General features: G+C 48.7%; 22 protein-coding genes. 8 read left to right on the forward strand and 14 right to left on the reverse strand.

Going from position 1 to position 26,001, the window contains the following annotated elements; genetic code table 11:
* Window positions 1–40 precede the first annotated feature (40 nt).
* From HMPREF1536_RS18295 to HMPREF1536_RS18305, 3 genes are all read right to left on the reverse strand, one after another.
* Window positions 41–1,735: an alkaline phosphatase gene (locus HMPREF1536_RS18295; RefSeq protein ID WP_028728766.1), complete on the reverse strand. Its 1,695-nt coding sequence runs from the start codon at window positions 1,733–1,735 to the stop codon at window positions 41–43.
* Window positions 1,736–1,755: 20 nt separating this feature from the next.
* Complete coding sequence (locus HMPREF1536_RS18300) at window positions 1,756–2,931, reverse strand: M24 family metallopeptidase (protein WP_028728767.1); 1,176 nt, start codon at window positions 2,929–2,931, stop codon at window positions 1,756–1,758.
* A 90-nt stretch (window positions 2,932–3,021) separates the two neighbouring features.
* Entirely contained in the window at window positions 3,022–5,304 is a 2,283-nt protein-coding gene (locus HMPREF1536_RS18305) for an ATP-binding cassette domain-containing protein (protein WP_028728768.1), read from the reverse strand.
* Between the two features lie 103 nt (window positions 5,305–5,407).
* Here HMPREF1536_RS18305 and HMPREF1536_RS18310 point away from each other — a divergent pair, with 103 nt between their 5' ends.
* Window positions 5,408–5,887: a DUF456 domain-containing protein gene (locus tag HMPREF1536_RS18310; RefSeq protein ID WP_028728769.1), complete on the forward strand. Its 480-nt coding sequence runs from the start codon at window positions 5,408–5,410 to the stop codon at window positions 5,885–5,887.
* Between the two features lie 44 nt (window positions 5,888–5,931).
* Here the strand turns inward: HMPREF1536_RS18310 and HMPREF1536_RS18315 are convergent, their stop codons facing one another.
* A complete protein-coding gene (locus HMPREF1536_RS18315) occupies window positions 5,932–6,438 on the reverse strand; it encodes a ferritin-like domain-containing protein (protein ID WP_028728770.1) in 507 nt (168 codons plus the stop codon).
* Between the two features lie 142 nt (window positions 6,439–6,580).
* Between HMPREF1536_RS18315 and HMPREF1536_RS18320 the strand changes: the two genes are divergently transcribed.
* From HMPREF1536_RS18320 to HMPREF1536_RS18335, 4 genes are all read left to right on the forward strand, one after another.
* Entirely contained in the window at window positions 6,581–6,922 is a 342-nt protein-coding gene (locus tag HMPREF1536_RS18320; RefSeq protein ID WP_028728771.1) for a hypothetical protein, read from the forward strand.
* A gap of 56 nt (window positions 6,923–6,978) precedes the next feature.
* The gene (locus HMPREF1536_RS18325; RefSeq protein WP_028728772.1) at window positions 6,979–9,171 is read left to right on the forward strand and encodes a DUF4838 domain-containing protein; all 2,193 of its coding nucleotides are present in this window, start codon (window positions 6,979–6,981) and stop codon (window positions 9,169–9,171) included.
* Between the two features lie 196 nt (window positions 9,172–9,367).
* Window positions 9,368–11,089: a phosphoethanolamine transferase family protein gene (locus tag HMPREF1536_RS18330; protein ID WP_028728773.1), complete on the forward strand. Its 1,722-nt coding sequence runs from the start codon at window positions 9,368–9,370 to the stop codon at window positions 11,087–11,089.
* Between the two features lie 30 nt (window positions 11,090–11,119).
* Window positions 11,120–13,609 carry a hybrid sensor histidine kinase/response regulator gene (locus HMPREF1536_RS18335; protein WP_028728774.1) on the forward strand — a complete coding sequence of 830 codons (2,490 nt, stop codon included), beginning with the start codon at window positions 11,120–11,122 and terminating at the stop codon, window positions 13,607–13,609.
* On the opposite strand, the gene HMPREF1536_RS18340 is transcribed toward HMPREF1536_RS18335, so the two are convergent.
* Both HMPREF1536_RS18340 and HMPREF1536_RS18345 read right to left on the reverse strand, forming a co-directional pair.
* Entirely contained in the window at window positions 13,572–13,901 is a 330-nt protein-coding gene (locus tag HMPREF1536_RS18340; protein ID WP_028728775.1) for a hypothetical protein, read from the reverse strand. The genes HMPREF1536_RS18335 and HMPREF1536_RS18340 overlap by 38 nt on opposite strands.
* A complete protein-coding gene (locus HMPREF1536_RS18345) occupies window positions 13,889–14,383 on the reverse strand; it encodes a glucosaminidase domain-containing protein (RefSeq protein WP_044192828.1) in 495 nt (164 codons plus the stop codon). Before HMPREF1536_RS18345 ends, HMPREF1536_RS18340 begins: the two co-directional genes overlap by 13 nt.
* A 113-nt stretch (window positions 14,384–14,496) precedes the next feature.
* On the opposite strand from HMPREF1536_RS18345, the gene HMPREF1536_RS18350 reads away from it, so the two are divergent.
* Window positions 14,497–14,724, forward strand: a complete 228-nt coding sequence (locus tag HMPREF1536_RS18350; RefSeq protein WP_028728776.1) for a DUF4248 domain-containing protein — start codon at window positions 14,497–14,499, stop codon at window positions 14,722–14,724.
* Here HMPREF1536_RS18350 and HMPREF1536_RS18355 read toward each other — a convergent pair whose 3' ends face one another.
* From HMPREF1536_RS18355 to HMPREF1536_RS28200, 8 genes are all read right to left on the reverse strand, one after another.
* The gene (locus HMPREF1536_RS18355; protein ID WP_028728777.1) at window positions 14,725–15,177 is read right to left on the reverse strand and encodes an HU family DNA-binding protein; all 453 of its coding nucleotides are present in this window, start codon (window positions 15,175–15,177) and stop codon (window positions 14,725–14,727) included.
* Window positions 15,178–15,309: 132 nt separating this feature from the next.
* Complete coding sequence (locus HMPREF1536_RS18360; protein WP_028728778.1) at window positions 15,310–15,708, reverse strand: HEPN domain-containing protein; 399 nt, start codon at window positions 15,706–15,708, stop codon at window positions 15,310–15,312.
* Window positions 15,705–16,049 (reverse strand): nucleotidyltransferase domain-containing protein, encoded by a 345-nt coding sequence (locus tag HMPREF1536_RS18365; protein WP_374938065.1) that lies wholly within the window; start codon window positions 16,047–16,049, stop codon window positions 15,705–15,707. The genes HMPREF1536_RS18360 and HMPREF1536_RS18365 overlap by 4 nt, the downstream gene beginning before the upstream one ends.
* A 54-nt stretch (window positions 16,050–16,103) precedes the next feature.
* Complete coding sequence (locus HMPREF1536_RS18370; RefSeq protein WP_028728780.1) at window positions 16,104–17,597, reverse strand: CHC2 zinc finger domain-containing protein; 1,494 nt, start codon at window positions 17,595–17,597, stop codon at window positions 16,104–16,106.
* A 37-nt stretch (window positions 17,598–17,634) separates the two neighbouring features.
* Window positions 17,635–19,044 (reverse strand): replicative DNA helicase, encoded by a 1,410-nt coding sequence (locus HMPREF1536_RS18375; RefSeq protein WP_028728781.1) that lies wholly within the window; start codon window positions 19,042–19,044, stop codon window positions 17,635–17,637.
* 22 nt (window positions 19,045–19,066) lie between these two features.
* The gene (locus HMPREF1536_RS18380) at window positions 19,067–19,528 is read right to left on the reverse strand and encodes a hypothetical protein (RefSeq protein ID WP_052349870.1); all 462 of its coding nucleotides are present in this window, start codon (window positions 19,526–19,528) and stop codon (window positions 19,067–19,069) included.
* Window positions 19,529–19,908: 380 nt separating this feature from the next.
* The gene (locus HMPREF1536_RS18385; RefSeq protein WP_028728782.1) at window positions 19,909–20,385 is read right to left on the reverse strand and encodes a hypothetical protein; all 477 of its coding nucleotides are present in this window, start codon (window positions 20,383–20,385) and stop codon (window positions 19,909–19,911) included.
* Between the two features lie 801 nt (window positions 20,386–21,186).
* Window positions 21,187–21,477: a hypothetical protein gene (locus tag HMPREF1536_RS28200; protein WP_150115635.1), complete on the reverse strand. Its 291-nt coding sequence runs from the start codon at window positions 21,475–21,477 to the stop codon at window positions 21,187–21,189.
* Window positions 21,478–21,556: 79 nt separating this feature from the next.
* Here HMPREF1536_RS28200 and HMPREF1536_RS18390 point away from each other — a divergent pair, with 79 nt between their 5' ends.
* The gene (locus HMPREF1536_RS18390; protein WP_167331513.1) at window positions 21,557–24,445 is read left to right on the forward strand and encodes a hypothetical protein; all 2,889 of its coding nucleotides are present in this window, start codon (window positions 21,557–21,559) and stop codon (window positions 24,443–24,445) included.
* 378 nt (window positions 24,446–24,823) lie between these two features.
* Window positions 24,824–25,999 carry a DUF418 domain-containing protein gene (locus tag HMPREF1536_RS18395; protein ID WP_028728784.1) on the forward strand — a complete coding sequence of 392 codons (1,176 nt, stop codon included), beginning with the start codon at window positions 24,824–24,826 and terminating at the stop codon, window positions 25,997–25,999.
* Window positions 26,000–26,001: the final 2 nt, after the last annotated feature.

Raw genomic sequence — 26,001 nt, forward strand, 5'->3', positions numbered from 1 at the left:
GTATAAAAAAAGCGGAGACTGAATGGTCTCCGCTTCGTTTTTATTTAAGATATTCTGCCAGCTTTTCCGGGAGGTAGAATGTATTGTTCTTATCTACGTAAACAACGACTGAATTCAGCCGGATTTCTTCCTGGCCTTTCTTGCCGATTGTTACGATATTACTGAACGGTGTAATGTTGATTTGTTTCTTTTTATTCTTCACCACCAGCGAGGGAGAACCTTTTTCGTCTTTGGCCGGAATGATTTCACATTTGTAGTCTTCGAATACTTCTGTGTGGGGAGCGAAGTTTTCAGCTGTCAGTTCGTCCAGCTTGTCGCGATCCATGCCGAACAGGGCGCATAGATAAGCATTCAGTTCGATGTTGGTATGCATACCGATCGGCAGGCTTGCCTTATCCGGATGGTAAGCGGCCAGGAATACATCTTCGCCGGTATGTCCGCCTGTTGTAAAGCCGAAGCAGGTTTTAGAAGTCAGCAGTTTTGACATGAAAGAAGTCAGTGAGCCGCTGTATAATGAGCCTTTACCTTCAGTTGTACGTTCGCTTTCCGGGATCGGGCTGTTCTTATAGTCTTTACAATGGTTCAGTGCATCCAGTTCTTCTGGGCTCAGTTCAAAACCGGCATATTCACGGAAGATATTCTGTACCTCTGAATTAGGTTCGCTGTTCACTTTTTTAGCGAAACCTTCTGCTGTCAGTTTGTACTGGGAGAACTGGTGGAATAACTGGTCTTTTGTCAACTTATCATAACCTTTGCAGTCTGCGCGACCGATGCTGATACCGCTGTTTCCGTGGTCGGGAACCATGATAACGGCTGTCTCACCGTTCTGGCGTGCAAATTCCAATGCGGCACCACAGGCACGGTCGTAAGCCAACATGTCCGTAGCCATACCGACAGGGTCGTTTGCATGTGCAGCCCAGTCTACTTTACTACCTTCCACCATCAGGAAGAAACCTTCCGGGTTTTTAGACAGTTTCTCAATTGCGATGCGTGTCATTTCTTCGAGCGACGGCTGTTCTGCCGGGTCACGGTCGATGTCGTAAGCCATTTCACGATCAGCGAACAAGGCCCACATATTGTTGCCGCTGTAATTGCGCATACCGTTGATATCGTTTTTGAAGACACCGTAGCCGTTTCCTTTCAGATAGGCTTCGCTTTCTTCCGGAAGCAGAGAGACGCCACCACCGATCACTACGTTCAGGTCGTTGTGAGCCATCTGAGGAGCGATCCATTCATATTTACCACGGTTGTAGCTGTGAGCCGAGCAATCAGCCGGTGTCGCATGCGGAAATTCGCAAGTGAAGACAAGTCCGGTCGATTTGCCCTGTGTCATTTTGGCCGCTTCCAGAACAGTTGTCAACGGTTGGAAAGCACGTGCCGGATCAGTCGGATAAATATCGTTGTCGCCGTCGTTTTCAGGATAAGTGGAAACATAACCTGTGCGGCTCGGATAACCTGTCATATAGCAGGATGTTGTCGGGGCAGAATCGCCGATCGGGGCATTAGACGAGTGCGTGCGGACAGTTCCACACAGATACGGATCCAGGTTTAGATTAGGTTTGTCGGGGTTTGTGTACCATTGCAACCAGCGTGCCATAGAAACGGTAGCCAGTGAAGTTCCGTCCGGTATCAGAAGAATAACATTCTTGACCGGTTTTACATTTTCTACATCCGCAGCTTTTGCCGGCACAAAGAGAATGGCCAGTAGAAGCAGAAAAGTAATCGTCTTTTTCATGTGCTTTTATTGTTTATTTATTAATGTAATTGAATGATTTCTTCTTTACAAAGCGTCAGCTTTTCCAGTCCTGTTTCCGTCACCAGGAAACTGTTTTCAATACCGACGGCTCCCACACCCGGAATAACGAATTTAGGTTCGAGGGCAAATACCATATTCGGTTGCAACTCCTCTTTCGAACGCGGGGTCAGGACGGGCAGTTCGTTGATCTGAATGCCGATGCCGTGTCCTACGAATTTGGCTTGCTGCTTGGTTCCCATAAAATTGGCTGCCAGACCTTCTTTTTCGGCAATGCCGGCAGCGATAGTATATAGTTCCGAACAAACGACACCCGGACGGGCTGCGTTCTCGATCTCGTTCTGTATTGTCAGGGCGACCTGATGGGCACGGTAGGCTTCTTCGGTCAGTTTACCGACGGAGAATACGCGGGTCATATCCGTCATATAAGAGGTATAGTTCCCCGCCATGTCGACCATGATAGCCGTACCTTCTTTCAATACAGTACCGTTGGCTCCGAGCGGGCAGGAGGCATCCATGCCACCGCCACCCAGGGCGAAGTCGAAAGGAGAGGGAGCTTCGGCGTTTTCACCGGCCAGGATACTTCCCATAAAGATATCCATATTAGCACCGAACGCACGGAACAATCCGATGGAACCATTCTGGCGCATACGCTTTTCTATTTCGTACTGAAATTCGAGGTCGGTCATTCCCGGACGGAAACATTCCGGAACCTCGGAATATGTCTTGGCATGTTTTTCAGCCGAGATACGGAACTGTGCAATTTCCCAGGGCGTCTTGATCTCTCGCAAAGTCCGCATCAATGTAGTTGCATTGCCGGTTTCTTTGGGATTGAAGATCGATTGCAGGCGGATATAATCGTTGTAAGTCAGTTCGTCGGCTTCCAGAAGCAGCTTTTCCGGCATCTTTATTCCGCGGGCAGCGAATATTTCAGCTATTTGTTCCGGTTTGCGTATATATTCGATCTGGTCGTTACTTAATCCGTTGGGACGTTTTACGAAGAACCAGGGCGTGCCTTCTGCGGGCAGATAAAAATATCCGCTATACACACGTCCGGTTGTATAATACAGGTTTACATCTACACTTAGCAGGCATGCATCCGCATTTATCTTTTGCATTGCCTGTTGCATACGACCCCATTTCAATTGCAGATCGCCGGTCAATTCTTTTTGTATCATCTCCAACTTTTATTTTTATGTGGCATCAAAGATATTAAAATTATTGCCGGTAAAAAGCAGGATTCCGGATTAAATCTTGATTAAGATTTACTACTTATCCGGTAACTCCGCCTTCAGATAGTTGGCTGTGACGGATGTCGGATGAGTGAGCATCTTTCGGGGCGTGCCGCTGAAAATCAGTTTACCTCCCATTTGTCCGCCTCCGGGGCCGAGCTCGATCACGTAATCGGCAGCCTTCAGTACATCCAGGTTGTGCTCTACCAGGAAGACTGTGTTGCCTTGATCTACCATCGAGTCGAACAGTTCGATGATATGGCGGATGTCTTTTACGTGCAGGCCGTCTGTTGGTTCGTCCAGTATGTATATTTTACCCCGGTCGTCGAGGTGGGAAGCCAGCTTTACCCGTTGTAGTTCGCCGCCCGATAAAGTAGAAAGCGACTGGTTGAGGTGGAGGTAACCTAATCCCACCTGCATGAGCGGCAACAGTTTCTGTTCGATGATTGTCCCGGCAAAGCGGAGGGATGCCTTGCGTACCGTCAGATCCATTGCTTCGGCAATATTGATGCCGTCTACCTCATATTGCAGTGCTTCCGGCGAGTAGCGTAATCCGCCGCACGCTTCGCAAACCGTTTCTATGGCATCCATAAAAGCCATATCCGATACGATCACCCCTTTGCCGCCACAGACAGGGCAGCCGCCTTTCCCATTGAATGAGAACATGCCCGATCCGGCACCGCTCTTTTGTGCAAACACCTTCCGGATATCGTCTGCCACACCCAGGTAAGTGGCAGGGGTAGATCGCAGGCTGATACCGATATTCTTCTGGCTGATATAGATCACTTCTTCCGGACAGGCTTTGCGAAAACATTCCATCAGGGAGCTTTTGCCTGATCCGGCAACTCCGGCAATAACGGTAAGCACTCCCATCGGCAGTTCGACCGTCAGGTCTTGCAGGTTATGTTCGGAAGCATGTTCGAGCGTGAACCAGCCGGATGGTGTACGGAGATGTTGTTTTAACGGTACTTTTTCCGCAATCATCTTTCCGGTCTGTGTGCCGCTTTTCAGCAAGCCCTCATAACTGCCTTCGTACAGGATATTGCCACCGTCCATTCCGGAACCCGGGCCCATATCGACGATATGGTCGGCAATCTGTATCATTTCTTTATGGTGTTCGACCAGCAAGACGGTATTGCCGTGGTCGCGCAGCTTGCGGACAGAAGCTTTCAGCAAGTGAATATCGTGGCTATGCAGTCCGACGCTGGGCTCGTCGAGGATATAAAGCATGTCACAGAGCGACGAGTTGATGTATTTGGCGATCTTGCATCGTTGTGCTTCGCCGCCCGAAAGCGTACCCATACTGCGGTCGAGTGTCAGGTAACCCAGTCCGATTTCCAGTAGTGCCGACAGCCGTCCGCCGATAGACTGCTTAATGTCATAGGCAATAGGCTCCTTGATGCTGTTCAGCCAGCTGATGATATCGGGAATGGCCAGCCTGGTAACTTCCGCAATATTCTTTCCGTTGATACGGCAGGACAGTACGGTCTGGTTGAGACGCGTGCCTCCGCAATCCGGGCATACGCCTGTTGTCAGCATCGGCTCTAGCAGTTTTTGATGAACTTTCCCTTCTTCCGAATTGATGATGCTCCGGTACATGCGGACAATGAGCCCTTCATACTTTGCCGTCTTGGGCCAGTTTGCCGGCGGGTTCTTTAGTTTGATGCTCGGGGAATAGAGGAACATCTCCAGCTCTTCCGGCGAATAATCCTTTATTTTCTTATCGAGATCGAACAGTCCCGTGTTGGCATAGCGTATCCAACGCCATTCACCGGGTTTGAATGCCACGTAATTGATCACTCCGTCTTCGTTCAGTGATTTATTGAAATCGACAAGCTTATGTATATCCAGTTCCCTGATCTCGCCCAGCCCGTCACACCGGGTACATCTTCCCTGCGGATGATTGAAGGAAAAAGTATCCGAATACCCGATAAAAGGTTTCCCGACACGTGAGAATAACAATCTTAATAAAGAATAGATATCCGTATAAGTTCCGACGGTGGAGCGTGCGTTCGGTGCCGGTTTCCGTTGGTCGATCACGATAGCGACCGGTAGGTTTTCTATCTTGTCCACATGCGGACGCCCGTATTTGGGCAGATATTGCTGGACGAAACTCGGGAAAGTCTCATTCAGTTCCCGCCGTGATTTCGCAGCAATCGTGTCGAGTACAAGCGACGATTTACCGGAGCCGGAGACACCGGTGAAAATACTGATCTGTTTCTTGGGGATATTCAGTGAAACAAATTTCAGGTTATTCTCATGGGCACCTTCTATATTAATGTATTCCTGTCCGGGATTGTCTATATCATTTGTCATCATCTGTATTCATTATGTATCGGGCTACAAATATCGTGCGAATAATCCTCACAACAAAATACTTTTCATATCTTTGACCGGATTCTAACGATATAAATTTAAGTGAATGGATATCTTCCTGATCATTGTCGGGGCTATTTGCCTGTTGGTTGGTTTTGCCGGATGTTTCCTGCCGGTTTTACCGGGGCCTCCTTTATCTTATCTGGGGCTTCTTTTGCTTCATTTTACCGATAAGGTACAGTTTTCGGTTACACAACTGGTTGTGTGGGGGCTTTTGGTTGTCGTCGTGCAGATATTGGATTATGTTACTCCGGTACTAGGCACTAAATACGGTGGCGGTAGTAAATGGGGTAACTGGGGATGTGTGCTCGGTACGGTTGTCGGGATCTTTCTCTTTCCGCCCTGGGGAATCCTGTTCGGCCCGTTTGCCGGAGCGGTGATCGGCGAACTGCTGGGGGGAAAAAAGTCATTCGATGCTTTCAAAGCCGGGATAGGCGCATTTATAGGATTTCTGCTTAGTGTGGTAGCGAAGATGTCGCTTTGCGGATATTTTGTTTATTGCTTTATAAAGGCGCTGGTTATATAAAAATAAAAGAGACCCTTTGCAGAGTCTCTTTTATTTTTTAGTCATTATTCTGCAGGAGTTCCGCCGGCAGAAATGATCTTGCTGCGTTCGATAGATTGCAGGGCCAGATAATTCGCTCCGAAGTTTTCCATGTTTTCAATTTCTGTTTCGAACTGATCCAGATGGCCTTCTTCTTCAATAACCAGACCTTCGAAAACTTTCTTGGTGGCAGAGTCGGCATGTTGAGCACATTCGTTTGCCCATGCGTTATAATCGTCTACACTACCGGTTTCCATCTGAGCTGCTTTTTCAAGCATCGCTTTTACGTCGTGAATCTTTTCTACCGGGCCTGAACATTTCATTTCTACTTCACCCTTCAGGAACAGGATACGTTCTGCAAGGCGTTCCACATGCATCATTTCAGTGATGGCTGTACGTTTGAAAAGGCTTGACAACAGGTCGTATCCCATATCATCCAGGCGGAAATGGAAATACATGTACTGGTTAACAGCTGTCATTTCATCGGCTACTGCTTTGTTTAGCAGTTCAATACTTTTTTCTCTCTTAAGCATAATCGTTGAGTTTTTAAATTATGTTATGTAAAACATATTTGTTCCAATGCCGTAAAGTTAACAGTTTCCTTTATACAATGGCGCGGGGCTGTAATAATATTTTTTATCTTTGTCATAGATTCTATCAATAAAAAAAGATCAAATGACAAAGATACAGGAGTTTCTGGCCGCGCTGCCGGAAGATAAAAAAGCATTATTCGTCCCGGTGTTCGGTGATATGGACAAGTTTTATACCGTTGTATATCTTATTATCCGCAACGAACATATAACAGATCAGGAAAAGCCGGAGCGGTATGAAGACCGCCTGCAGGTGATCCGCCAGGTAAAAAGCAGACTGGAAACGTTAATCACTTCCTACGGGCTGGACGGGAAAGAAATCGTAGCCGACATTGCCAGCGACTATTTCGAAAATTATGTCAATTATAAGGAGCCGGAGTTCGATATCACGAACGAGGAGTTTATAGGTATCATTCAGAAACTATAAGCTCTTTCGGATTACACATATAATATACTTCACTTAACTTCTAAACAAATTCAATTATGAGAATCTTAAATCTATGTACTTTATCCCTTTTACTGGTTGCCCCTTGCCTCGATGCGCAGGTGACAGTGGTAAAAGACAGCAAGCCGGTCTCCCGTATTCTGGTGGAAAAAGGTGTGGAGGTGGATAACCAGGCAGCCCTTCTTCTCCAGGACTTTTTAAAACGGATAAGCAGTGCCACGTTGCCGGTACTGACCGATAAGCCCCCCCGTAAAGGAGACATCGTGATCGGTAAGAAAGATGTGTCCGGCCTGACGGAGGACGGATTCCGCCTGCAAACAGACAATGGCATCGTGTATATCAGCAGCGGAGGGGATAAAGGCAATATTTATGGCGTAGTCACTCTGTTGGAAGACTATCTGGGTGTTTCTTATTACGGGGCGAATGCCTATACGCTGACAGAGCGCCCGACGGTAGTGATCCCGGAGCTGAACCGGGCGGAGAACCCGGCTTTCCGTTACCGCCAGAGCCAATGTTATGCCATGCGTGAAGATCCGGTTTATAAACAATGGTTCCGTTTTGAAGAACCGTCTGAAGTTTTTGCCGGCGGCATGTGGGTACATACCTTCGACCGTATTCTACCTTCCGACGTATATGGTGCCGCTCATCCGGAATATTATTCCTTTATCAATGGCGAACGCCGTCCCGGAAAAGCCAGCCAGTGGTGTCTGACTAATCCGGAGCTTTTCGAACTGGTGGCACAGAAGATCGACTCTATCTTCAAGGCGAACCCCGGTAAGAACATGATCTCCGTCAGCCAGAACGACGGTAACCATACGAACTGTAGCTGCCCGGAATGTAAGGCACTCGACGAGCAGGAGGGAGGCCCTACCGGCAGTCTGATCCATTTCCTGAACAAGCTGGCCGAACGTTTCCCGGATAAGGAGTTCTCTACGTTGGCCTATCTGTATACGATGCATCCGCCCAAGCATGTGAAGCCGTTGCCGAATGTCAATATTATGCTTTGCGATATCGATTGCGACCGCGAAGTCCCTTTGACGGACAATGCTTCCGGACAGGATTTCATGAAAGCGATGGAAGGCTGGTCGGCTATCAGCAATAATATATTTGTGTGGGACTATGGCATCAACTTCGACAACTATATTTCCCCGTTCCCCAACTTCCCGATCCTGCAAAAGAATATCCAGCTCTTTAAGGAACATCATGCCACGATGCATTTCTCGCAGATCGGAGGTTCCAAAGGCGGCGATTTCCCGGAAATGCGAGCCTATATGGTCAGCAAGCTGATGTGGAATCCTTACCAGAATACCGACTCGCTGATGCGTGCGTTTATGGATGGTTATTATGGGGCGGCTTCTCCCTATATTTATCAATATGAGAAACTGCTGGAAGGGGGATTGTTGGCCAGTAAGCAGCGTCTCTGGATATACGACTCGCCTGTGTCACACAAAGATGGAATGCTCAACACCAACTGCCGTAAGCGTTATAATATGCTTTTCGACCAGGCTGAAGAAGCTGTTGCGGCTGATCCTACTCTGCTGAAACGTGTACGCCTGGCTCGTCTTCCGCTTCAATATGCCGATCTGGAGATTGCCCGCGCAGAAGGCAATCACGATCTGAACGAGGTAAAAAAACAACTGGCCCTGTTCGACGAACGTACCCGTGAGTATGGAATCCCTACTCTCAATGAGCGCAACAACCCTCCCGGCGAATATTGTAAACTGTATGCCGAACGGTATTTGCCCGGCAAAGCCGCTAACCTGGCAAAAGGAGCCAAGGTGATCTGGTTGCAGGAGCCGACCGGAAAGTATAAGGCATTGGGGGAAACTGCCCTGACTGACGAACTGTTCGGCGGAACCACTTTTGTGGAAAGCTGGGTCGGCTGGGAAGGCATCGACGGAGCATTTGTTCTGGATCTGGGTAAAGAAATCCCGTTCACTTCGATCGAGAGTGATTTCCTCCATCAGCTAGGCCAATGGATATTGTTACCTAAGAAAGTGACTTACTCAGTCTCTTCCGACAACAATACCTGGCAGCCGTTCGGTGAAAAGAGTTTACCGGAAGACCGTTCCGTGCAGGTGAAATTTGTCGGCGTGAAATGCGAGAAACCTTCACCTGTAACTGCCCGTTATATAAAGGTAGAGATAGAAGGAGTAAAAATCTGTCCGTCCTGGCATTACGGCGTCGGTTATCCGGCCTGGTTCTTCCTGGATGAAGTGACTGTACGGTGATAAATTAGCATATCTTTTGCTAATCTTGACGTGTAACTTTATTAAAATACTATTTTAATATCAATGAAATAACTTTTTTTGTATCAGGTTTGTATGACTATGTGCTGAATAACACCTACTTTTGCCGTTCGCCCGGTGATTAATCCGGGCGGCGAATAAAAGAATAGTTGTTTTTTCAGGTATATACACTACATCGATGAGTTATTTTATTAAGTTGAGGGATTGGTTTACTTCCCAGAAGCATTTACTGTTTCTGTTTGCGCTGTTGTTTATCATTCCTAATTGTGTGTTTCTTTTCACGGAGCCTTTGCCTATTACGGTAGGAATTGCCTCTTTAATATTACCCTATGCTTTCTGGGTCGCTTTGCTTTTGCTGGCGCGTAAACCCGGGATTGTCGTATGGTGCCTGTTGCCTAAAGTGATTCTCGACGGCGGACAGCTTGTCCTTCTTCATCTTTTCGGCGAATCGGTTATTGCGGTAGATATGTTCCTGAACCTGACCAGTTCGACAGCCTCCGAAGCCAGCGAGCTGCTGGGAAATATCTTCCTGGTCATTATCGGTGTCTTTTTCCTGTATACCCTGCCTACGTTGCTGCTGGCAACCTGGTCTATCCGGATGAAGGAGAAGCTGGACAACCCGTTCCGCAGGAAATGGGCTATCAGAAGCCTGGGTGTTTTTGTGGTCGGGATCATTCTTTGCCTGCTGGCCCCGATACAGGGACATAATGTTTCATTGAAGGATGATTTCTATCCTGCAAATGCGCTTTACAACCTTTACTTTGCGATCAATAAAGCGGAGAAGAACAGCAATTACCATATCACTTCATCCGATTTTACCTTCAATGCCACGAAACCTGTACAGGCCGAAGGCAAGCGTGAGATCTATGTGCTGGTAGTGGGTGAGACTTCGCGCGCTATGGAATGGAGCCTGTATGGTTACGAGCGGAAAACGACTCCCCGTATGGAGAAGCTCGACGGCTTGGTGCATTTCACGGATGTAGTCACCCAGTCGAACAATACCCATAAGAGCGTCCCTATCATCCTGTCTGCCGCCAGTGCGGAAGACTACGGGGTTATCTACGATGAGAAAAGTATCGTGACGGCTTTTAAGGAAGCCGGTTTCCATACGGTTGTGATCGCTAATCAGAACCTCAATACCTCGATGATCGGTGCTTTTTACCGGGAGGCCGATACCTTTATCGACATGAGCCAGTTCAAAACAGGCTCCGCTTATCTGACCTCCTTGCATGACGGGGCATTGCTCCCTTACCTGCAAAAGGAACTGGATAAGACGGACGGAAACCTTTTCTTTGTGATCCATACGTACGGATCGCATTTCAACTATCACGAACGTTACCCGAAAGAGTTTGCCTTCCACACGCCCGACAAGGCGGAAGGTATACGTGCTTCTTATAAGACGCAGTTGCGCAACGCATACGATAATTCGATCCATTATACCGATTACGTGTTGGGAGAGATCGCCGATATGCTGGCCAGGACGAACGCCTGCGTGTCGATGCTTTACCTGAGCGATCACGGCGAAGATATTTTCGACGACAGCCGTGCCCGTTATCTGCATGCGTCTCCGATCCCGACCTATTATCAGCTGCATATACCGTATATCATCTGGTTCTCGGAAGCCTATCGTGAAGCCTATCCGGAGAAATACCAGACAGCGATTGCTCACAGTACCTTGCCGGTCAGCACGAACAGCGTGTTCCATACCGTGCTCGATATTGCCGGAGTACATACTCCGGTAGCCGATTCGACACTGGCCGTGTCGAACTCCGCTTTTACCGTTCGCGACCGTATGTACCTTGGAGATCATGACGACCCTGTTCCTTTCTGGAAGATCGGACTGAAGAAAGCCGACTTCGTCATGCTCGATAAATGGGGTATTGTGTACGATAAAGATTGATATTCCGCAACAAACTTTTATCTTTGTTTCATGGCTGAACAAAGTGGACATATCACCCTCAAGGTAATTATGGGATATTTGCTGTTGGTTGCAATAGCAGTATGCTCGGTTGTCTACATCTACCAGATCATAGAGCAGGTGGCAGGCGAAGAGGAACCGGACAACAAAGCCCGCCAGAAAGTCTATCTCGTAACGAATACCTTATCGCTCCTTTACGAAAGCGAGGCGATGGGACAGCTTGTCGGCATGCCCCAGAACGACGTGAACCATTTTAACAGGACGCTGAACAAGGCACATCGCAACATGGATTCCCTGCGGGTGCTGATCACCGACTCCGTCCAGCTGCTGAAGATCGATACGATCGATATGCTGCTCAGGCGGAAACGCTTGAATACGAAACGCCTGCTCGAAACCTGGAAAGAGACCAATGTGGAGCACCTGTATACAGTCAATATAGAAAAGGTCATAGCCGAACAAGATACGATCATCGAACAGAAAGAGATCAAAGAGCATGTCGTTGTCAAGCAAGACACTGTTTTTTCTCCTAAAAGGCCTAAAGGATTCTTCCGCCGCCTGGCCGATGCTTTTTCGCCGGGCAAGGCAGATACCAGTATCATTGTCAATACCACCCGCCAGGTCGTGACCGATACGTTGGTGACGGCCTACAACCCTTCCGACACTATCGTCAGTGTGCTGAAAAGCCTGCAGGACAGTGTGGCCGGACAGCGTAAGTTGCTGGTGGAACAGCTGCTCGACCGGGCGGCCAACCTGCGCTATAATAATAGTGTGGTGACCAGTAAGATCAACCAGATTCTGCGTGATATAGAAGAGGAGGAGGTGAACGCCTCGATCGAACGTATGCAGAGCAAACAGGAGCTGTTGCGTGAGACATCCCGATCGATTGCCGGCATTGCCATTGTCGCGGTCGTTGTGCTGATCGTCTTTATTTTTATGATTACCCGCGATATTTCCAAAAGTAAATATTACCGTATCCAGCTGGAGAAAGCCAAGCAATATGCCGAAGACCTGCTTCATAGCCGGGAGAAGATGATGCTGACGATCAGCCACGATATCCGTGCCCCGCTCTCGTCCATCATCGGGTATATAGACCTGCTGATGCGGAGACATCCCGACGAAAGGCAGCAATATTATCTGGAAAACATGTCCGGTTCGGCCGGCCATATCCTTTCGCTGGTCAACGACCTGTTGGATTTCCATCGCCTTGAATCCGGGCAGATAGAGATACAGCGGGTGCCGTTCAGCGTGTCTACGTTGTTTAATGAGATTTATACCAGCTTCCGTCCGATTGCCGAATCGAAATCATTGGAGTTTGTCCTCAATCTGAAGGGGGATAGCGTTGATAAATTGTATGTCGGCGACCCGATCCGTATCCGCCAGGTGGTAGGCAACCTGTTGTCGAATGCCATCAAGTTTACCCCCGAAGGAAGGGTGGTGATGGTCGTGTCCGTTCGTCCCGGGGCAGACAACAGTGCGCAGCTGAATGTCATTGTAAGCGACTCGGGCCCCGGTATTCCGGAGGCAGAACAGGAACGTATTTTCGGAGAGTTTACCCGCCTTTCGGTCAGTGAAAAGGCGGAGGGCTTCGGACTCGGATTATCCATCACCCGCAAGATGACGGTGCTGATGGGTGGCTCCCTTTCTCTGAAGAGCGTCGTCGGAAAAGGATGTGATTTCACGATCGAGCTTCCTGTAACGGTGGCGGACGTGCAGGTTCTTCCGGCGCCGGAAAAAGAAGAAGAGGCAGCGGAGTCTCTTCCCCCTGTCTTTTCGGGACGCGACGTGTATTGCCTGCTGGTGGACGACGATCCGCTGCAACTGGCCCTTACCGAAGAATACTTGCGGCAGAACCATGTCGAGGTGCTTTGTTGTACCGACCCGTTCTCCGTTCTCGGCCTGTTGGAGAAAAATACCTTCGATGCTGTTATCACGGATATACAGATGCCCGGCATGGACGGCTTCGAACTGCTTTCCCGCATACGTTCTTCTTATATGCCGGGAACGGATACGATTCCGGTAATCGCCCTCTCCGCCAGCGTGGAGAATGAGCATACCCATTACCTGGAGTCCGGCTTTACCGGTTTCCTGAACAAGCCGTTTACGGCCCGCCAGCTGATCACTTTGCTGAATAAGCTGCTTTCGACGGAGATCGAAGTAACGGCGGAATTCAATTTCGACTCGCTGACCGCATTTGCCGGTGAAGATAAGGAAGCCTCCGCATCGATCCTGAACACCTTTGTCGAGGAAACGGGCAAGAGCAATGCGCTGCTGGAAGCAGCTTTGCAGGAGGGCAACCGTGAACAATCTGCGAAAATATCCCATAAGATGATCCCTCTGTTCACTATGCTTGGCGCCACTTCATTGGTCGACACTTTGCGGACGATCGAGAAAAACGCCGTTACCCTGCCGGCCGATGAATGGGAGGCGCGGCTCGGGGAAGTGATCGCTTCCGTCCGTTCCATCCTCAATAATGTACCATCTTATATAGATAACCGGCAATAGCTACGAGGATCAGTGCCTGTCCCATCAGCCTGCCGGATCGGTCGGCGGCTACCGGTTGGTCGGGTTCGGGGGCGTCTTCCGTTTCGGCGGTCGTTTCGCCGGTTTCGCTATCGACAGGATGGCTCCCACTGCTGCCAGGGCTACTTCCGTCTCCCTCAGGAGCAGGGCGATCAGGGCAATGACACTCAGGAACGGGGTGATCCGGATGGCTGTGCCTCCCGTTGTTCTTTCCGGGAAAGAATACCTTCACGACGGAAAGGATGAAATCGAAAATAACTTTTAGTGTTGACATAAGGCTTCCGATAGATTAATACGTTTATAATTATTTACTTCGATAAGACGTTGCAGGCTGATGGTGATGCTGAACAACAGCCGGCGGTAGGCCACCCGGTTATCGCCGTTCACCTCGCTGATATAGCGGCTGTAGGCAATTTCGGAGGCATAGGAGGCAGGTTTCCGGCTGACGTTGGCAGCCGTAGGGTAGGCGGTGCGGATCAGGCGGGCGAAGTCGAAAATGCTTTCGCGGGTCGTGCGGTATTTACGGAAACAGAGTCCGCCTTCGCTCAGCTCCACTTTGCAGCCGTGCCAGTACTCGTTGCTCCGACCATAGCCGGTGATGCCGAACAGATTGTGATGCTCTTTGGCCAGCCTGCTCTCTCCCCAGCCGGACTCGATGGCTGCCTGTGCCAGGATAACAACGGGGTAGATGTGGTAGATGCGGCCTGCCTCTTCTGCATCGGAGAGGTAAAGGCCAATGAATTCTTGTTTTGTCATGTTTTTGTGGTGTAAACCTTGATTGTTAACTGAAGATAGCTGTTATTTCGCTTGCTTATGTGATAGGTTATTCGTATATTTATGACTAATAAACAAGCAAAAAACGATGAGTTATGACTGACGAAAAACGAAAGATCGAACGTGCGTGGGGGTATCAGGAGCTGGCCCTGAAGTATTTCCCCGACAGTAAGCCCGAATGTGCTTCCGTGCAGTTGCGGCGCTGGATCAAACTGAGTGGCGAACTGACCGCCCGGCTGACGGCTTGTGGCTGGCGGCCGGGAAGGAAAGTGTTGACTCCCCGTCAGGTGGCCTGCATTGTCGACCACCTGGGGGAGCCTTGACTATTCGATCACGGGCCTGTCGTCTTCGCCACCGCCGCCTGTGGGTGGGGTGGCAGGCGTATCGGTGGAGTAGCGCTCCGTCTTGAGGTTCTGCGCCAGCTGCACCAGCTGTTTGCCGGGGCGGAAGAGGATGTGGCGACGCTTGATCAGCGTAGCGGAAAAATCCTTTTCGGTATCTGCCCCCTTGCTTCCCAGTATCGCTTGGAAATAACCCAGGTCGCCTACCTGTACGGTCTGCCCGTCGGGCAGTTTCTGTTTCAAAACGTAGAGTATCCCGTCGAGCACCAGCTTCACATCACCCGGGGTAGCCGCCGAACGGTCGGCAATGATTTCACACAATTGGGTAGTGTCGCACATACCAGTGGAACTACTCACCGCAAAAAATAACTTGGCATCCGGTGCTGCATCCTTACTCATGTCCTTTCGTTGGACCAAACGATATTTTACTGCCATAATCCAATAAGTTTTAATAGTGAATACCTGTGTTGTCTGTTGTAATATTACATTACAAAACTACGACAGGCGGCAGCGTGCCGGTTCGGGTTTGTCGGCCGATGTACGGGAAGATTCGGGGTTGTTTGGGTTCTATATTATATTTTCGATAACTGTAATGAATTCTTCTGACAAGGGACGTAATTCGGAGAGCATATCTTCATCGTAGAACAGGAAATCGTCATAATCGCCACTCATCCTGTCGTTAAATAACTGGCTGTAGAAGCGAGAGTATCTACGGTCGATCTTACCTGTTAGGACAAAATGCATTCCGAACATCTGTTTTACGCCATCATGAGTCTGTGCTGTGATATGATTTTTTACTAACAAAGCTATAACAGCATAATAGCAAGCATAATAAAGCCTGTTTACAGCCGCATTATAACAGTTGTCCTTAATCAGGATATCCGCTTCATGTAATGTCTCTTTTGCCCGTTTCATGCGGTATGAGACGAGTGCCTGTATGCTTTCTTCATCCATTTGTTGTCTCATAACCTGATCCCTTCATTCATTACATTTATATAAAAAGGAGTCTTGAAAGGTCTGTTTTCCCATTGTTTACGCGTGTAGACCAAGGGGCTGATACTGACGTTCTCAGATAGTTCCAGATCGTATAAAGGATAAGTGATGGAGGTTATATCCTGATAAGATAGACGATCTTTGTCTATCAGGATGAGAATATCTATGTCCGAATCGGAACGAGCTTCTCCTCTCGCTTCCGATCCGTACAGAATGACTTCTGCCCGTGGAGCTATACGGTGCACAATCTCTTTAATCTTATGTACAATTTTAAGTCTGTTCATTGTACTACCTTTTTCACAAAGTAACGATATATTTCACAGAAAAGCAAATTCGGAAACTGTTTTTCGCCGGAGACGGAAACACTTTCAGAACCATCTTTCCTCCACTGCCGGCGTTCGTTCCGCTTCGCGGGTGAGGGCGGAGAGGAGGTGGAAGTGGTGGTGGAGGGAGTGGAGAAGGGGCGGGCGGAGAGCAGGCGGCGTCCGGGAAAGACGGCTGCGCAGGGTACGGGCTTCGCTGATGACTCTTTCTTCGTAGTATTCGGTGAGGAGTATCCGGAGTATCGTTTCGGGCGCAAGAGGGATCCCCCCGTCGTACATTCCTTCCGGTACTCCCGCGAGGTCGGGTGGCGGAGGGAAGAGGACGGCAGCCAGCGAGCGGAGGAAACCGGCCAGCACCTGCAACTCCTCCGGGCAGCCCGACAACTCCTCTGCAGGGCGGAGCGCCAGGAAATGCAGCATATCCCTGTAATCGCTGTCGGCAAACGGCATATCGTCTGTTTCCATCATCCGTTCCAGTAGCGGGGCGGTGGCCCGATGGTCGAGGCACCAGGCCAGCAGACGGCGTGCACAGAGCTGTCCTGGCGTGGTGAGGTAGCGGAGATAGGTGCGGAAATCCGCTTTACCCAGCCGGCGGAACAGCTCGTCGGGATCTTCGCCGGAAGGGATGAAAGAGAGGCGCATGGCGAACCGGTTCCTGCGCTCGCCGGCAATCTTCGTGGCAGCATTGCGTCCCGGGCCGTCGCCGTCGAGCAGGAGGTGCAGGCAGGCGGTATGGCGCGCGAGGATCTCCGCCTGCTCGTCGGTCAGCGCCGTACCGCAGAGGCCTACCGTGTGGCGGTAGCCGGCGGCATGCATGGCCAGCACATCCTTGTAGCCCTCCACCACGAAGACGAAGCCGGCCTCACGGATAGCCCCGGCTGCCCGGTCGATGCCGTAGAGCGTGCGGCTTTTGTCGAACAGCCCGTTGTTAGCCGTATTGATATATTTCGGGGAGGAGTCGGAGGGGGCGCCGTTTTTCCCGTCGATGCGCCGTGCACCGAAACCGGTCAGCCGCCCCGTCTCGTCCCGTATCGGGAAGATGAGACGGCTGCGCATGGCACGGAAGGCATCGGGAACGAAGGCCGGGGCAACGCCGACACCGAAGTCGATCCAGGTAGGCGACAATTCGCTGTGGCCGGATGCGGCGGGAAGGAGAGAGCGGAGGAAAGCTTGCTGTTCGGTGGATAGCTTTTCGGGATGGCTGTGACACACCCCCTGCCCCCTCTCGAGAGGGGAAGGGGTACTCTTTGTCGCACAGTTGTTTGTCGTGTCGTGCTGGCAGCTGTCTCCCCCCAACTTCTTCACCGCCTCCGCAAACGAACATTTCTCGAGCCCCATCACCAGCCCGATCACATCGCCTCCGGCCCCGCAGGCATGGCATTTGAAATACTGTCCCGCCACATGCAGCGAGAGAGAAGGATGGTGGTCGTCGTGAAACGGACAAAGCATCTTATAATTCGCCCCTGCACGGTGCAAGGTGGCATAACGTGCAGCCACCGTCTCTATCGGGTTGGCTGCCTTAATCTGTTGAGTATTCATTGTTAATTATTCCTTATTAATTATTCATTGAAAAACATCACTTGTATGCATAAATCTGTGTCAGGCTCTTGTTGTACCGGAAGCGGATCTCGCCTGTCGACCCGTTGCGGTTTTTGGCGACGAAGAGCTGGCCTACGCCCCGCATATCCTCTTTCGTCTGCTTGTCGTAATACTCGCGGTACTGCTCCGGGCGGTACACGAAAGCGATACTGTCGGCTATCTGTTCGATCTCACCCGAGTTGCGCAGGTCGCTCATCACCGGGACATGGTCGGTACGCGCCTCGCAGTTGCGGTTGAGCTGTGCCAGCACGATACCCGCCACGTCGGCCTCCATGATCAGGTTCTTCAGCCGGCGGCATATGTCGCCCAGCGCCAGATCCATCGTGTCCTTCACGTCGCCCCGGCCGGCCGTCGGCACCTGCACCAGGTTGAGATAGTCTACCTCTACCAGGTCGAGCGGCAAGCGGCGGTGCAACGCCATCGTCTTGGCGCGTATCTCCTCGAACGAACAGCCGCTGCAATAGTTCAGGAAGAGCGGCAGACGTTCCAGTTCGCGGCCGGCGGCATCCAGCTTCGTGCGGTCGGCCGCCGTCAGTTGCTTGAACCTGAGCTTGTCGGGCTCCACGCCGCTGATCATACAGAGCAGGCGGCTGATCAGCTGCCGTTCGGTCATCTCGAGGCTGAAGAAGCAGACCCGCTTTCCCTGTCGTGCCGCCCCGAGAGCCATATGCAGGGCCAGAGCCGTTTTACCCATCGAGGGACGTCCGGCCAGCACCAGCTGTTCGCCCCGGTAGAGTCCGCCCAGGCAGCGGTCGAACTCGTCGATCCCGGTGGTCAGCTGCTGCATCTCGCCTGCGGCCTGCAGTTCCTGTTCGCGGTAGATCGTGTCGAGCACCTGCCGGCTCACTTCGCCTGCCGCCCGGGTGGTGCTCGACACGGCAAAATGCTCCTCGAGTTTCTGCATCCCCTTGTGGATGCTCCCCAGCAGTGACACCACATCGACCGCCGGCTCGTGTGCCTTCACGGCATATTCCTTCAGGTCGGCACACATCCGGCGGAGCACCCAGCAGCGCACCACCGCAGCGGCATAGGTACGGATATGTGCCGCGTTGCGCACCGTCAGCAGATGGTCGGCGATGAAGGAGAGGCCGCCCAGCCTTTCCGCCTGTTCGGGTTCGAGCGTCCGCATTTCGTTTTCGATACTCAGCATATCGATGTCCGCCTCGCGGTCGAAGAGGGCGGTCATGGCGCGGTAGACCAGCCGGTAGTTGCCATCGGTAAACATATCCGGCAGGAGCCGTTGTGCCACATCGGCAATGGCCCCGCTTTGCATGATCACCGCCATAATCACCGCCAGCTCCATCTCCACCGCCGCCGGTTGGGCGGAAGAGGGGGCAGGAGAAACAGATGGGACGGATGGAATAGGAGGTTCTTGTTGTTGTTTCATGATGATTTGTTTTTAATATTTTCTAATTCTCCATTAACCGCGTATACACCGGTATGAACACTTCCCCCTGGCGGAGGGGGGACGGAGGGCCGGCAGGAGCGGGGGTGGAAGAGACGGGGATCTTGAACCAGCTGTCGTACCCGATGATCGTGATTACCGTGAAACGTGCAAACCGCCGGATGCTGATCAACCCGTCTTCCACCAGCGTTTCCAGCAGCTCCCTCAGGCACGAACGCGAGATATTTGTTTTCTGTTCGATGATGCGGTAACAGGTCACCCACTCGCCCCGGCGGCAAGGCACCGTCTGTGCATTGATCATCGCATCGCGGTCGCGGAAACTGGCATGATACAGCAGGCAGAGATACAGGAAACCATACATACGGGTGCATGGCTGCTCGGAATAGACCTTGCCTAAAATCTCATTAGGCACTTTTGTAAACCCTTTTGAGAAAAAACTAAGTGTTTTGTTTTCAGTTGTTTTCATAATAACTCGTTTTATGTAAGAATTTAACAAATAATTGCAGACGATCTCACTGACAGTCTCCCTGACACCATTTTGTCCTTGTAACCGGTTCTGTCTTAACCTCTTGCCCGGCCTGTTTTCGCTACCCTTGCGAGCCTTGCCGGACGATCTCACTGACGCTTTTCCTTATATATAATATTATATATATAATACAGGGGAGAACGTTCCCGTTTTTCTGATTACAAAATTACATCTCGGAGACCTACCGGCGTATAACTATTTTCTGAGCCGTTAAGGTCTTGATAGACAGTGCAACCCTGTCGATCGCGCCTTCATTTTCATACAAATCCGGGAAATCCGGCCGGTAAAAAAATACACAAACCGCCTCTCCCGGGTGTATATTATTTGTCTTCTTTCATTGTTTTGTTCAGGGAGTTGACGGCGTCGCGTACGAAGTCAAACTCCGGCAAAGGATTTCTCAGGCGGTTGACCATGCCGCTCTGCGTATAGCCCGTATCGATGGAGCAAACCAGTATCCGTGCAAGTCGTGTGACGGGCATGTCGCCCAGCAGGTTTTTGGAATGTAGTGCAAGCATCAGTTCGATCAGGAATTGCGTTTTCGAAGGGTTATTGATCCGCAGATGGTCGGGTACCACCTCACTGCATCCGCACGGCCCGGCCAGTTCGCGGGCAAAAGTGGCGAAAAAGCTGTTTTTGAAGGCCAACTGTCTGTCTGTCAGTGTGTCTTTGCTTAAAAGATAGGTTGCCATATTGTATAGGGCTTTTGATCTGTCGGTTTGATGTTCCAGGTATTTCCGGAATTGTATAAACGACTCCGCTTCTTTGGCGGAAATGATTCTTTTTTGTTTACGTTGCATATTCTTTGTTGGTTAACGGGAGGGCGGTCTGGTATGTGCATATTGTAAAATATTAATTATTTAAGGTGTCTGTTTTCACTTCGTCGCAACGGCTTTCCGGCACTACTGTGCTACCGTCGTGGCCTGCCTGTGCCGGATCGGCAGCACTACTAACCTACGACGCCGGCTTGCCTAAGTCAGTTTATCGTGTATATTTCGTGTAAGCTTTAAAAAATGATTTCTGACGAACAAAGATAGGTTATTTATTTCTGAACGGACAAGATGCGAAGAGCGGCTACAATCGCAATGCATTGCCGGAGGATTGCGGTTTTTATGAAGGGGAATTAATGACAGAGTCTTTATAGAACTATGGTATCTCAGATACTGTATATTTCCATTCAGCTAAACAGACAAATTGTCACCACTTTATGCGGAAATAAAAAACATAATAAAATACAATAATTCTACAGATAGAATACAGGTATCTTTTGGTAGTCTTTTTAGACCGAAAATCCTATCAATAATGTGGTAAAATTACGTCAAATACCATAAGAACCTACTGCAATATAAACCTTTCAGTCGTAAACGAATTGTTTATTAATGCAAATATAAGCAATTATTTACGGGATATGAAAACAATGGCGATAAATTGATAAAGATATTTCATCGGCTGAAAAATAGTGCTTAGCTGTTGTGACTATTGTATTATAATTTTTAATCAATGTTAATAAGAATGAATGAGAAAAAGTGAATAACCCTTAATCTGTCGGATTGGGAAAATTGTTGAATATCCTTAACTATCATAGTTCTATAAAGACTCTGTTAAAGTAGAGATAAAAGATCGTAATTGATAATTAATAAATACATTACAATGATACACAAAAACTTGATTTTTACAACATTACTTTTATTTCTTCTCCCTGTGTTAGCTTGGGGGGATGGTGAAACTATTGATTTATCGTTACCAGAAAACTCTGAAGGAGTTACAATTGATAATGATGGAACATATACATTTGCAGGTACATATCCGTCAAGTGCAACCCCTGGCCAAGATATAAATGGAACAAAAAAGGCTGTAATAAATGTTGCAGCTGGAAAGGAAGTTACTATCATATTAGATAATGTAAATATATATCTTACCAAAGCATACCAATGCCCTCTATCAGCCAAAGATGCCAAGAAGGTGACAGTGATGTTAAAAGGAAAGAATGTTTTATCAACAACGCATGCATCAGGACAATGTCCCGGCCTTTGGGCGCCGCAGGGAGATGGGAATGAGTTGGTAATACAGAATGGAGAGACAGGGAGTGTTCTTGGTCTGTTGGAGGCTCAAGGTGCAGAGTCTTGGCCTGGAATAGGTATATCTCAAGGTACAACAGGGAAAATAACGATTGAAAGTGGAAGTGTAACTGCATATGGAGGTGAGTCAGGAGCAGGAATAGGCGGTTCTAGTGGTGGCAATTATAAAGGAGTTATTACTATTAATGGAGGTGTTATATCTGCTATCGGTGGAATTGATGATGACCGCGGAGGTAGTGCTGGAATAGGAGGAGGTTATGGAGGTAGTGGTGGTACTATTATTATTAATGATGGAATTGTGAATGCAAAAGGTGGAGCTACTGGTGCAGGTATTGGGGGAGGAAGTGATGGTTCTGGAGGTTCTATTACTATTAATGGAGGGAAAGTAAATGCAATCGGAGGCGTATTGGGAGCTGGTATCGGTGGAGGTGGCGGTGGAGCAGGAAAGTCTATTGTTATTAATGGTGGAATAGTAAATGCAACGGGAGGAGAGTTTGGAGCAGGTATAGGTGGTGGTAGCGATTGTTCTGGTGGAACTATTAGTATTGGTGCAGGAACAGTAACAGCAACAGGAGGAGATTATGGTGGAGCTGGTATCGGAGATGGGGATTATGGATCAGGAGCCACTTTTTCTACCGGCTCAAATGGTAATGCCTTTATTGTCGCAAGCAGCATCAGCGACAAATCTGGAAAAGACTCGAACTGGAAAGGCATCATCTTTGAAGATAACGACGGCTCAATATACGGTAGCCCAACTCTTTCCACAGACGCTGTAATACCCGAAGGAAAAACTCTTGTTATTAATACTTCACAAACGCTTACGATTAATCTGGGAGTTACGCTGGTTAATATAGGAACAATCAGTAATAGCTCCGGCGGAACGATTACTAATAATGGAACAATATTAAATACAAAGTTAAAAGAATATGTAGGGCCTGGAAAGATAGAAGGAACTTCACCCAATAATGGTGTTAAAGAAGGCTTTGCCGTTACTTGCTATTTGAATTATGAAGATGCTCCTAGTGAAGAAATACAATATATAGAAAGCGGAAAAAAACTTTCTGATCCAATTTTTTCTCCTAAAGGCTATGCTTTTGATGGATGGTATACCAAGGCAACTGATGGTACTCCGATTATGACCATTTCAGCTCCTGTTGATGCATACGCCAATTGGAAAAGCAATATGAGTTCGACAGAAATTAACGCATTCCCTACAATAAGCAACTTTACCTATTCGGGTAAAGCAATCAGTATAACTGCGCCGGATGTAATGGACAAAGCCAACAACAGCAAAATAACAGATGCAGCATTAAGCTATCTGATTAAAGATATCTTAGGTTCTTATTCTGAAACAACAGCTGAAAACAGTGGTGCAGATGCAACAGGTGGTGCACCAATATATGCAGGCGATTATAAGGTTATAGCAAGCTATGCCGGTGACGACTCCCATTACAAAGCAGACGATCAGGAAGCTACATTCATTATTAACAAGAAAGCCTTACAAGTAATACCAGATCAAGATCAGAAGCTCTATGCCGACGAAACACCAACTTATAAAGTTGAAGATGCCGTTAATGGGGATGTGCCGGAATTTGAAGGAGCATTAACCATTGAAGGAACAACAATCGTTGCCGGTAATGATTTCAAGCTTAAAGCTCCTTTCGATAGAAACTATTCATTTACTATCACCGGGGACGTTTCAGTCACTATCTTAGGAGACAAGGTTGCCGAGGCAACAGCCACTAAAAGTAGTATGGCCGAGTATGGCGGCTGGCATACCGGTATGGTTACCATTACAGCCCCCGAAGGTTTCAAAATAGCCTTTATCAGTTCCAGCTTGAAAAGTACAACAACATTTGAAGATAACTTTACCTGGGATAGTGATGTAGATGGCTGTCATATCATTACCTATGATTTGCAGCGTCAATTAGGAGAGAAGCAGGAGTTTGCAAATAAAACGATTGAAGTGAAACTTGACAAACAGGATCCTTATCTCGCTAATGAAAAGCCACAGACTTCTGATCTGTCTGCTACCTTCACCCTAAAAGACGATGGTAGCGGGATAGCTTCCTATTCTTATACCTTGAATGGCGACAACCAGAGTGTTACGATCGATAACGCTCCACAGGAACTTTCATTTAATGTCGCAGGTAAGAATGGTGACAATACAATGACGCTAACAATTACAGATATAGCAGGGCATACAAAAAACTACAATGACATTTCTTTTGCATTAACGGCAGAGCCGGAGCCTGAAGACCCTGACGATCCGGTCATTCCCGATGATCCCGATCCTACGCCTGTTATCTATACCGTTATTCTTCCTGTAACGGAAGGTGTCACTTTTTCACCTGCTGCAGGCCGTTATTACGTGAATGCCGATAATGATTTTGTCTTTTCGCTAACTATCGATGAAGGGTATCGCGAGCAGTCGCATCCCGTAGTAACTCTTTCCGACGGCACGATCCTTGAGCCGGATGTTTCGGGCCGATACACAATCGCCGACCTTTCTTCCGATCAGGTCATTTCGGTGAGTGGTATCGAAAAGGATACTCCTGTGGCCAACGAATCCTTGTCGGCCGGTGCGCAGCTAACGGTCTTCCGCAATGCTTTCCGCTTGCAAACGGATCGTGCGGCTACCTTATATATCTTTACGATAAGCGGCCGTCTCGACCGCAGCATCCCTGTCGCTCCCGGTGAAACCCGTGTCGGTGATCTGCCGTCCGGTATCTACATCCTTCGCCTGAGCAGCGGGGAGAGGTGGAAGGTGATGATGCGGTGAGAATAGGGGATAGATGAGGATTACTGTGGAAAAGTGTGTGGAAAAAATCCCCACCTGTGTACGTTCTTTCCACAATAATCTCCGCCTATATTTTTTTATTGCAGAACATTTTATCTCTCTTCTCTGTTAAGTTATAAGAGTTTATGAAATGAACGAAGCTTTTTTGCGGACTTTGGCATGAATTTCGTACTCCTAGTATCAGAATCGTAAGTGGACGTTTCTACATTTAAACCGTTTAAAACAAGAAAAGATTATTTCTGAGTATTCTATTAAGTCTGCAAAAACAAAAAAAGCATCTGTTGGGGATGCTTTTTTTGTTTGGTGTAAGTTTGTTTGTTAACTTTGCGTCCATTATTAAAAAAGACCAATAGTTATACCATGAAGCACGAAATGCCACTCAAGTCGGCACGCATTGAAGTTGTCGACGCCCTAAGAGGTTTTGCCGTTATGGCGATTATGTTTTTGCATAATATCGAACATTTTAATTTCTATGAGTTTCCCGAAGCGACTACTGAGTTTATGAAGTCGTTGAACGAAGGTGTTTGGGATACGTTGTTTTTTCTCTTTGGCGGGAAAGCGTATGCTATCTTCTCCCTACTGTTCGGATTTAGTTTCTTCATACAATATAATAACCAGGCTAAGAAAGGGAAAGACTTCCGTCTGCGTTTCCTGTGGCGGTTATTCCTGCTGTTCCTGATCGGATGTTTTAATGGTGCATTCTTCCCCGGTGATATCCTGGTGTTGTATGCGATAGTAGGTGTCATCCTGCCCCTGGTTTGCAAATGGAGCGATAAAGCTGTGTTGATAACGGCTATTCTCCTGATGCTTCAGCCTGTAGAATGGGCAAAGTTCCTTTATGCGCTGAACAATCCCGACTATGTGGCTGCTCCGGGACAATGGCTGGTGCATCATAGAAATATGTATCCCTTCCTGGGACAGACGGACTTCTGGGCGATGGTGAAGTCGAACCTGTGGGACGGACAGCTTTTCAGTCTGTTATGGGGTTGGGGACATGGCCGTTTCTTCCAGACCGCTTCCCTGTTCCTGATCGGTATGTTGATAGGACGTCGGCAATTCTTTGTCGATCTGTCCGGTCACCGGAAGTTCTGGCTTCGTACGCTCCTGATCAGTGCTGTCTGCTTCATTCCTCTGTATTATTTTACGGAGGCTTTACCCGATCTGTTTACAAATAAGAGTATGTTGTCTCCGCTCAATACGATTTTCTCCTCTTTCCGTAATTTTGCATTTATGTGTGTACTGGTGGCTGTCTTTGTTTTCCTTTGGCAACAGGTTTCAGGACACAAAGTGTTGCATGGACTGGTACCCTATGGAAAAATGAGTCTGACTAACTATCTGAGCCAGTCTATTATAGGTTCATTTATCTATTTCGGTTATGGTTTGTCGCTGTATAGCGAATTGGGCGTTGCCGCTAGTTTCGGGGTGGGAATCGTGCTGTTTATCCTTCAGCTGGGCTTCTGCCATTGGTGGTTAAAGAATCATAAACAGGGACCGTTCGAAGGAGCCTGGCGCAAAGCAACCTGGATTTGTTCCTGATT

The sequence above is a fragment of the Parabacteroides gordonii MS-1 = DSM 23371 genome, from assembly GCF_000969825.1.
In the GTDB taxonomy this organism is placed as follows: Bacteria; Bacteroidota; Bacteroidia; order Bacteroidales; family Tannerellaceae; genus Parabacteroides; species Parabacteroides gordonii.

Excerpts from the sequence above, each read along its gene's own strand:
- HMPREF1536_RS18295 (WP_028728766.1), bottom strand. The coding sequence starts at position 1,735 with ATGAAAAAGACGATTACTTTTCTGCTTCTACTGGCCATTCTCTTTGTG.
- HMPREF1536_RS18300 (WP_028728767.1), bottom strand. The coding sequence starts at position 2,931 with ATGATACAAAAAGAATTGACCGGCGATCTGCAATTGAAATGGGGTCGT.
- HMPREF1536_RS18305 (WP_028728768.1), bottom strand. The coding sequence starts at position 5,304 with ATGATGACAAATGATATAGACAATCCCGGACAGGAATACATTAATATA.
- HMPREF1536_RS18310 (WP_028728769.1), top strand. The coding sequence starts at position 5,408 with ATGGATATCTTCCTGATCATTGTCGGGGCTATTTGCCTGTTGGTTGGT.
- HMPREF1536_RS18315 (WP_028728770.1), bottom strand. The coding sequence starts at position 6,438 with ATGCTTAAGAGAGAAAAAAGTATTGAACTGCTAAACAAAGCAGTAGCC.
- HMPREF1536_RS18320 (WP_028728771.1), top strand. The coding sequence starts at position 6,581 with ATGACAAAGATACAGGAGTTTCTGGCCGCGCTGCCGGAAGATAAAAAA.
- HMPREF1536_RS18325 (WP_028728772.1), top strand. The coding sequence starts at position 6,979 with ATGAGAATCTTAAATCTATGTACTTTATCCCTTTTACTGGTTGCCCCT.
- HMPREF1536_RS18330 (WP_028728773.1), top strand. The coding sequence starts at position 9,368 with ATGAGTTATTTTATTAAGTTGAGGGATTGGTTTACTTCCCAGAAGCAT.
- HMPREF1536_RS18335 (WP_028728774.1), top strand. The coding sequence starts at position 11,120 with ATGGCTGAACAAAGTGGACATATCACCCTCAAGGTAATTATGGGATAT.
- HMPREF1536_RS18340 (WP_028728775.1), bottom strand. The coding sequence starts at position 13,901 with ATGTCAACACTAAAAGTTATTTTCGATTTCATCCTTTCCGTCGTGAAG.
- HMPREF1536_RS18345 (WP_044192828.1), bottom strand. The coding sequence starts at position 14,383 with ATGACAAAACAAGAATTCATTGGCCTTTACCTCTCCGATGCAGAAGAG.
- HMPREF1536_RS18350 (WP_028728776.1), top strand. The coding sequence starts at position 14,497 with ATGACTGACGAAAAACGAAAGATCGAACGTGCGTGGGGGTATCAGGAG.
- HMPREF1536_RS18355 (WP_028728777.1), bottom strand. The coding sequence starts at position 15,177 with ATGGCAGTAAAATATCGTTTGGTCCAACGAAAGGACATGAGTAAGGAT.
- HMPREF1536_RS18360 (WP_028728778.1), bottom strand. The coding sequence starts at position 15,708 with ATGAGACAACAAATGGATGAAGAAAGCATACAGGCACTCGTCTCATAC.
- HMPREF1536_RS18370 (WP_028728780.1), bottom strand. The coding sequence starts at position 17,597 with ATGAATACTCAACAGATTAAGGCAGCCAACCCGATAGAGACGGTGGCT.
- HMPREF1536_RS18375 (WP_028728781.1), bottom strand. The coding sequence starts at position 19,044 with ATGAAACAACAACAAGAACCTCCTATTCCATCCGTCCCATCTGTTTCT.
- HMPREF1536_RS18380 (WP_052349870.1), bottom strand. The coding sequence starts at position 19,528 with ATGAAAACAACTGAAAACAAAACACTTAGTTTTTTCTCAAAAGGGTTT.
- HMPREF1536_RS18385 (WP_028728782.1), bottom strand. The coding sequence starts at position 20,385 with ATGCAACGTAAACAAAAAAGAATCATTTCCGCCAAAGAAGCGGAGTCG.
- HMPREF1536_RS28200 (WP_150115635.1), bottom strand. The coding sequence starts at position 21,477 with ATGATAGTAACTTCCTTTCCAGCTGCAACATTTATTACAGCCTTTTTT.
- HMPREF1536_RS18390 (WP_167331513.1), top strand. The coding sequence starts at position 21,557 with ATGTTAAAAGGAAAGAATGTTTTATCAACAACGCATGCATCAGGACAA.
- HMPREF1536_RS18395 (WP_028728784.1), top strand. The coding sequence starts at position 24,824 with ATGAAGCACGAAATGCCACTCAAGTCGGCACGCATTGAAGTTGTCGAC.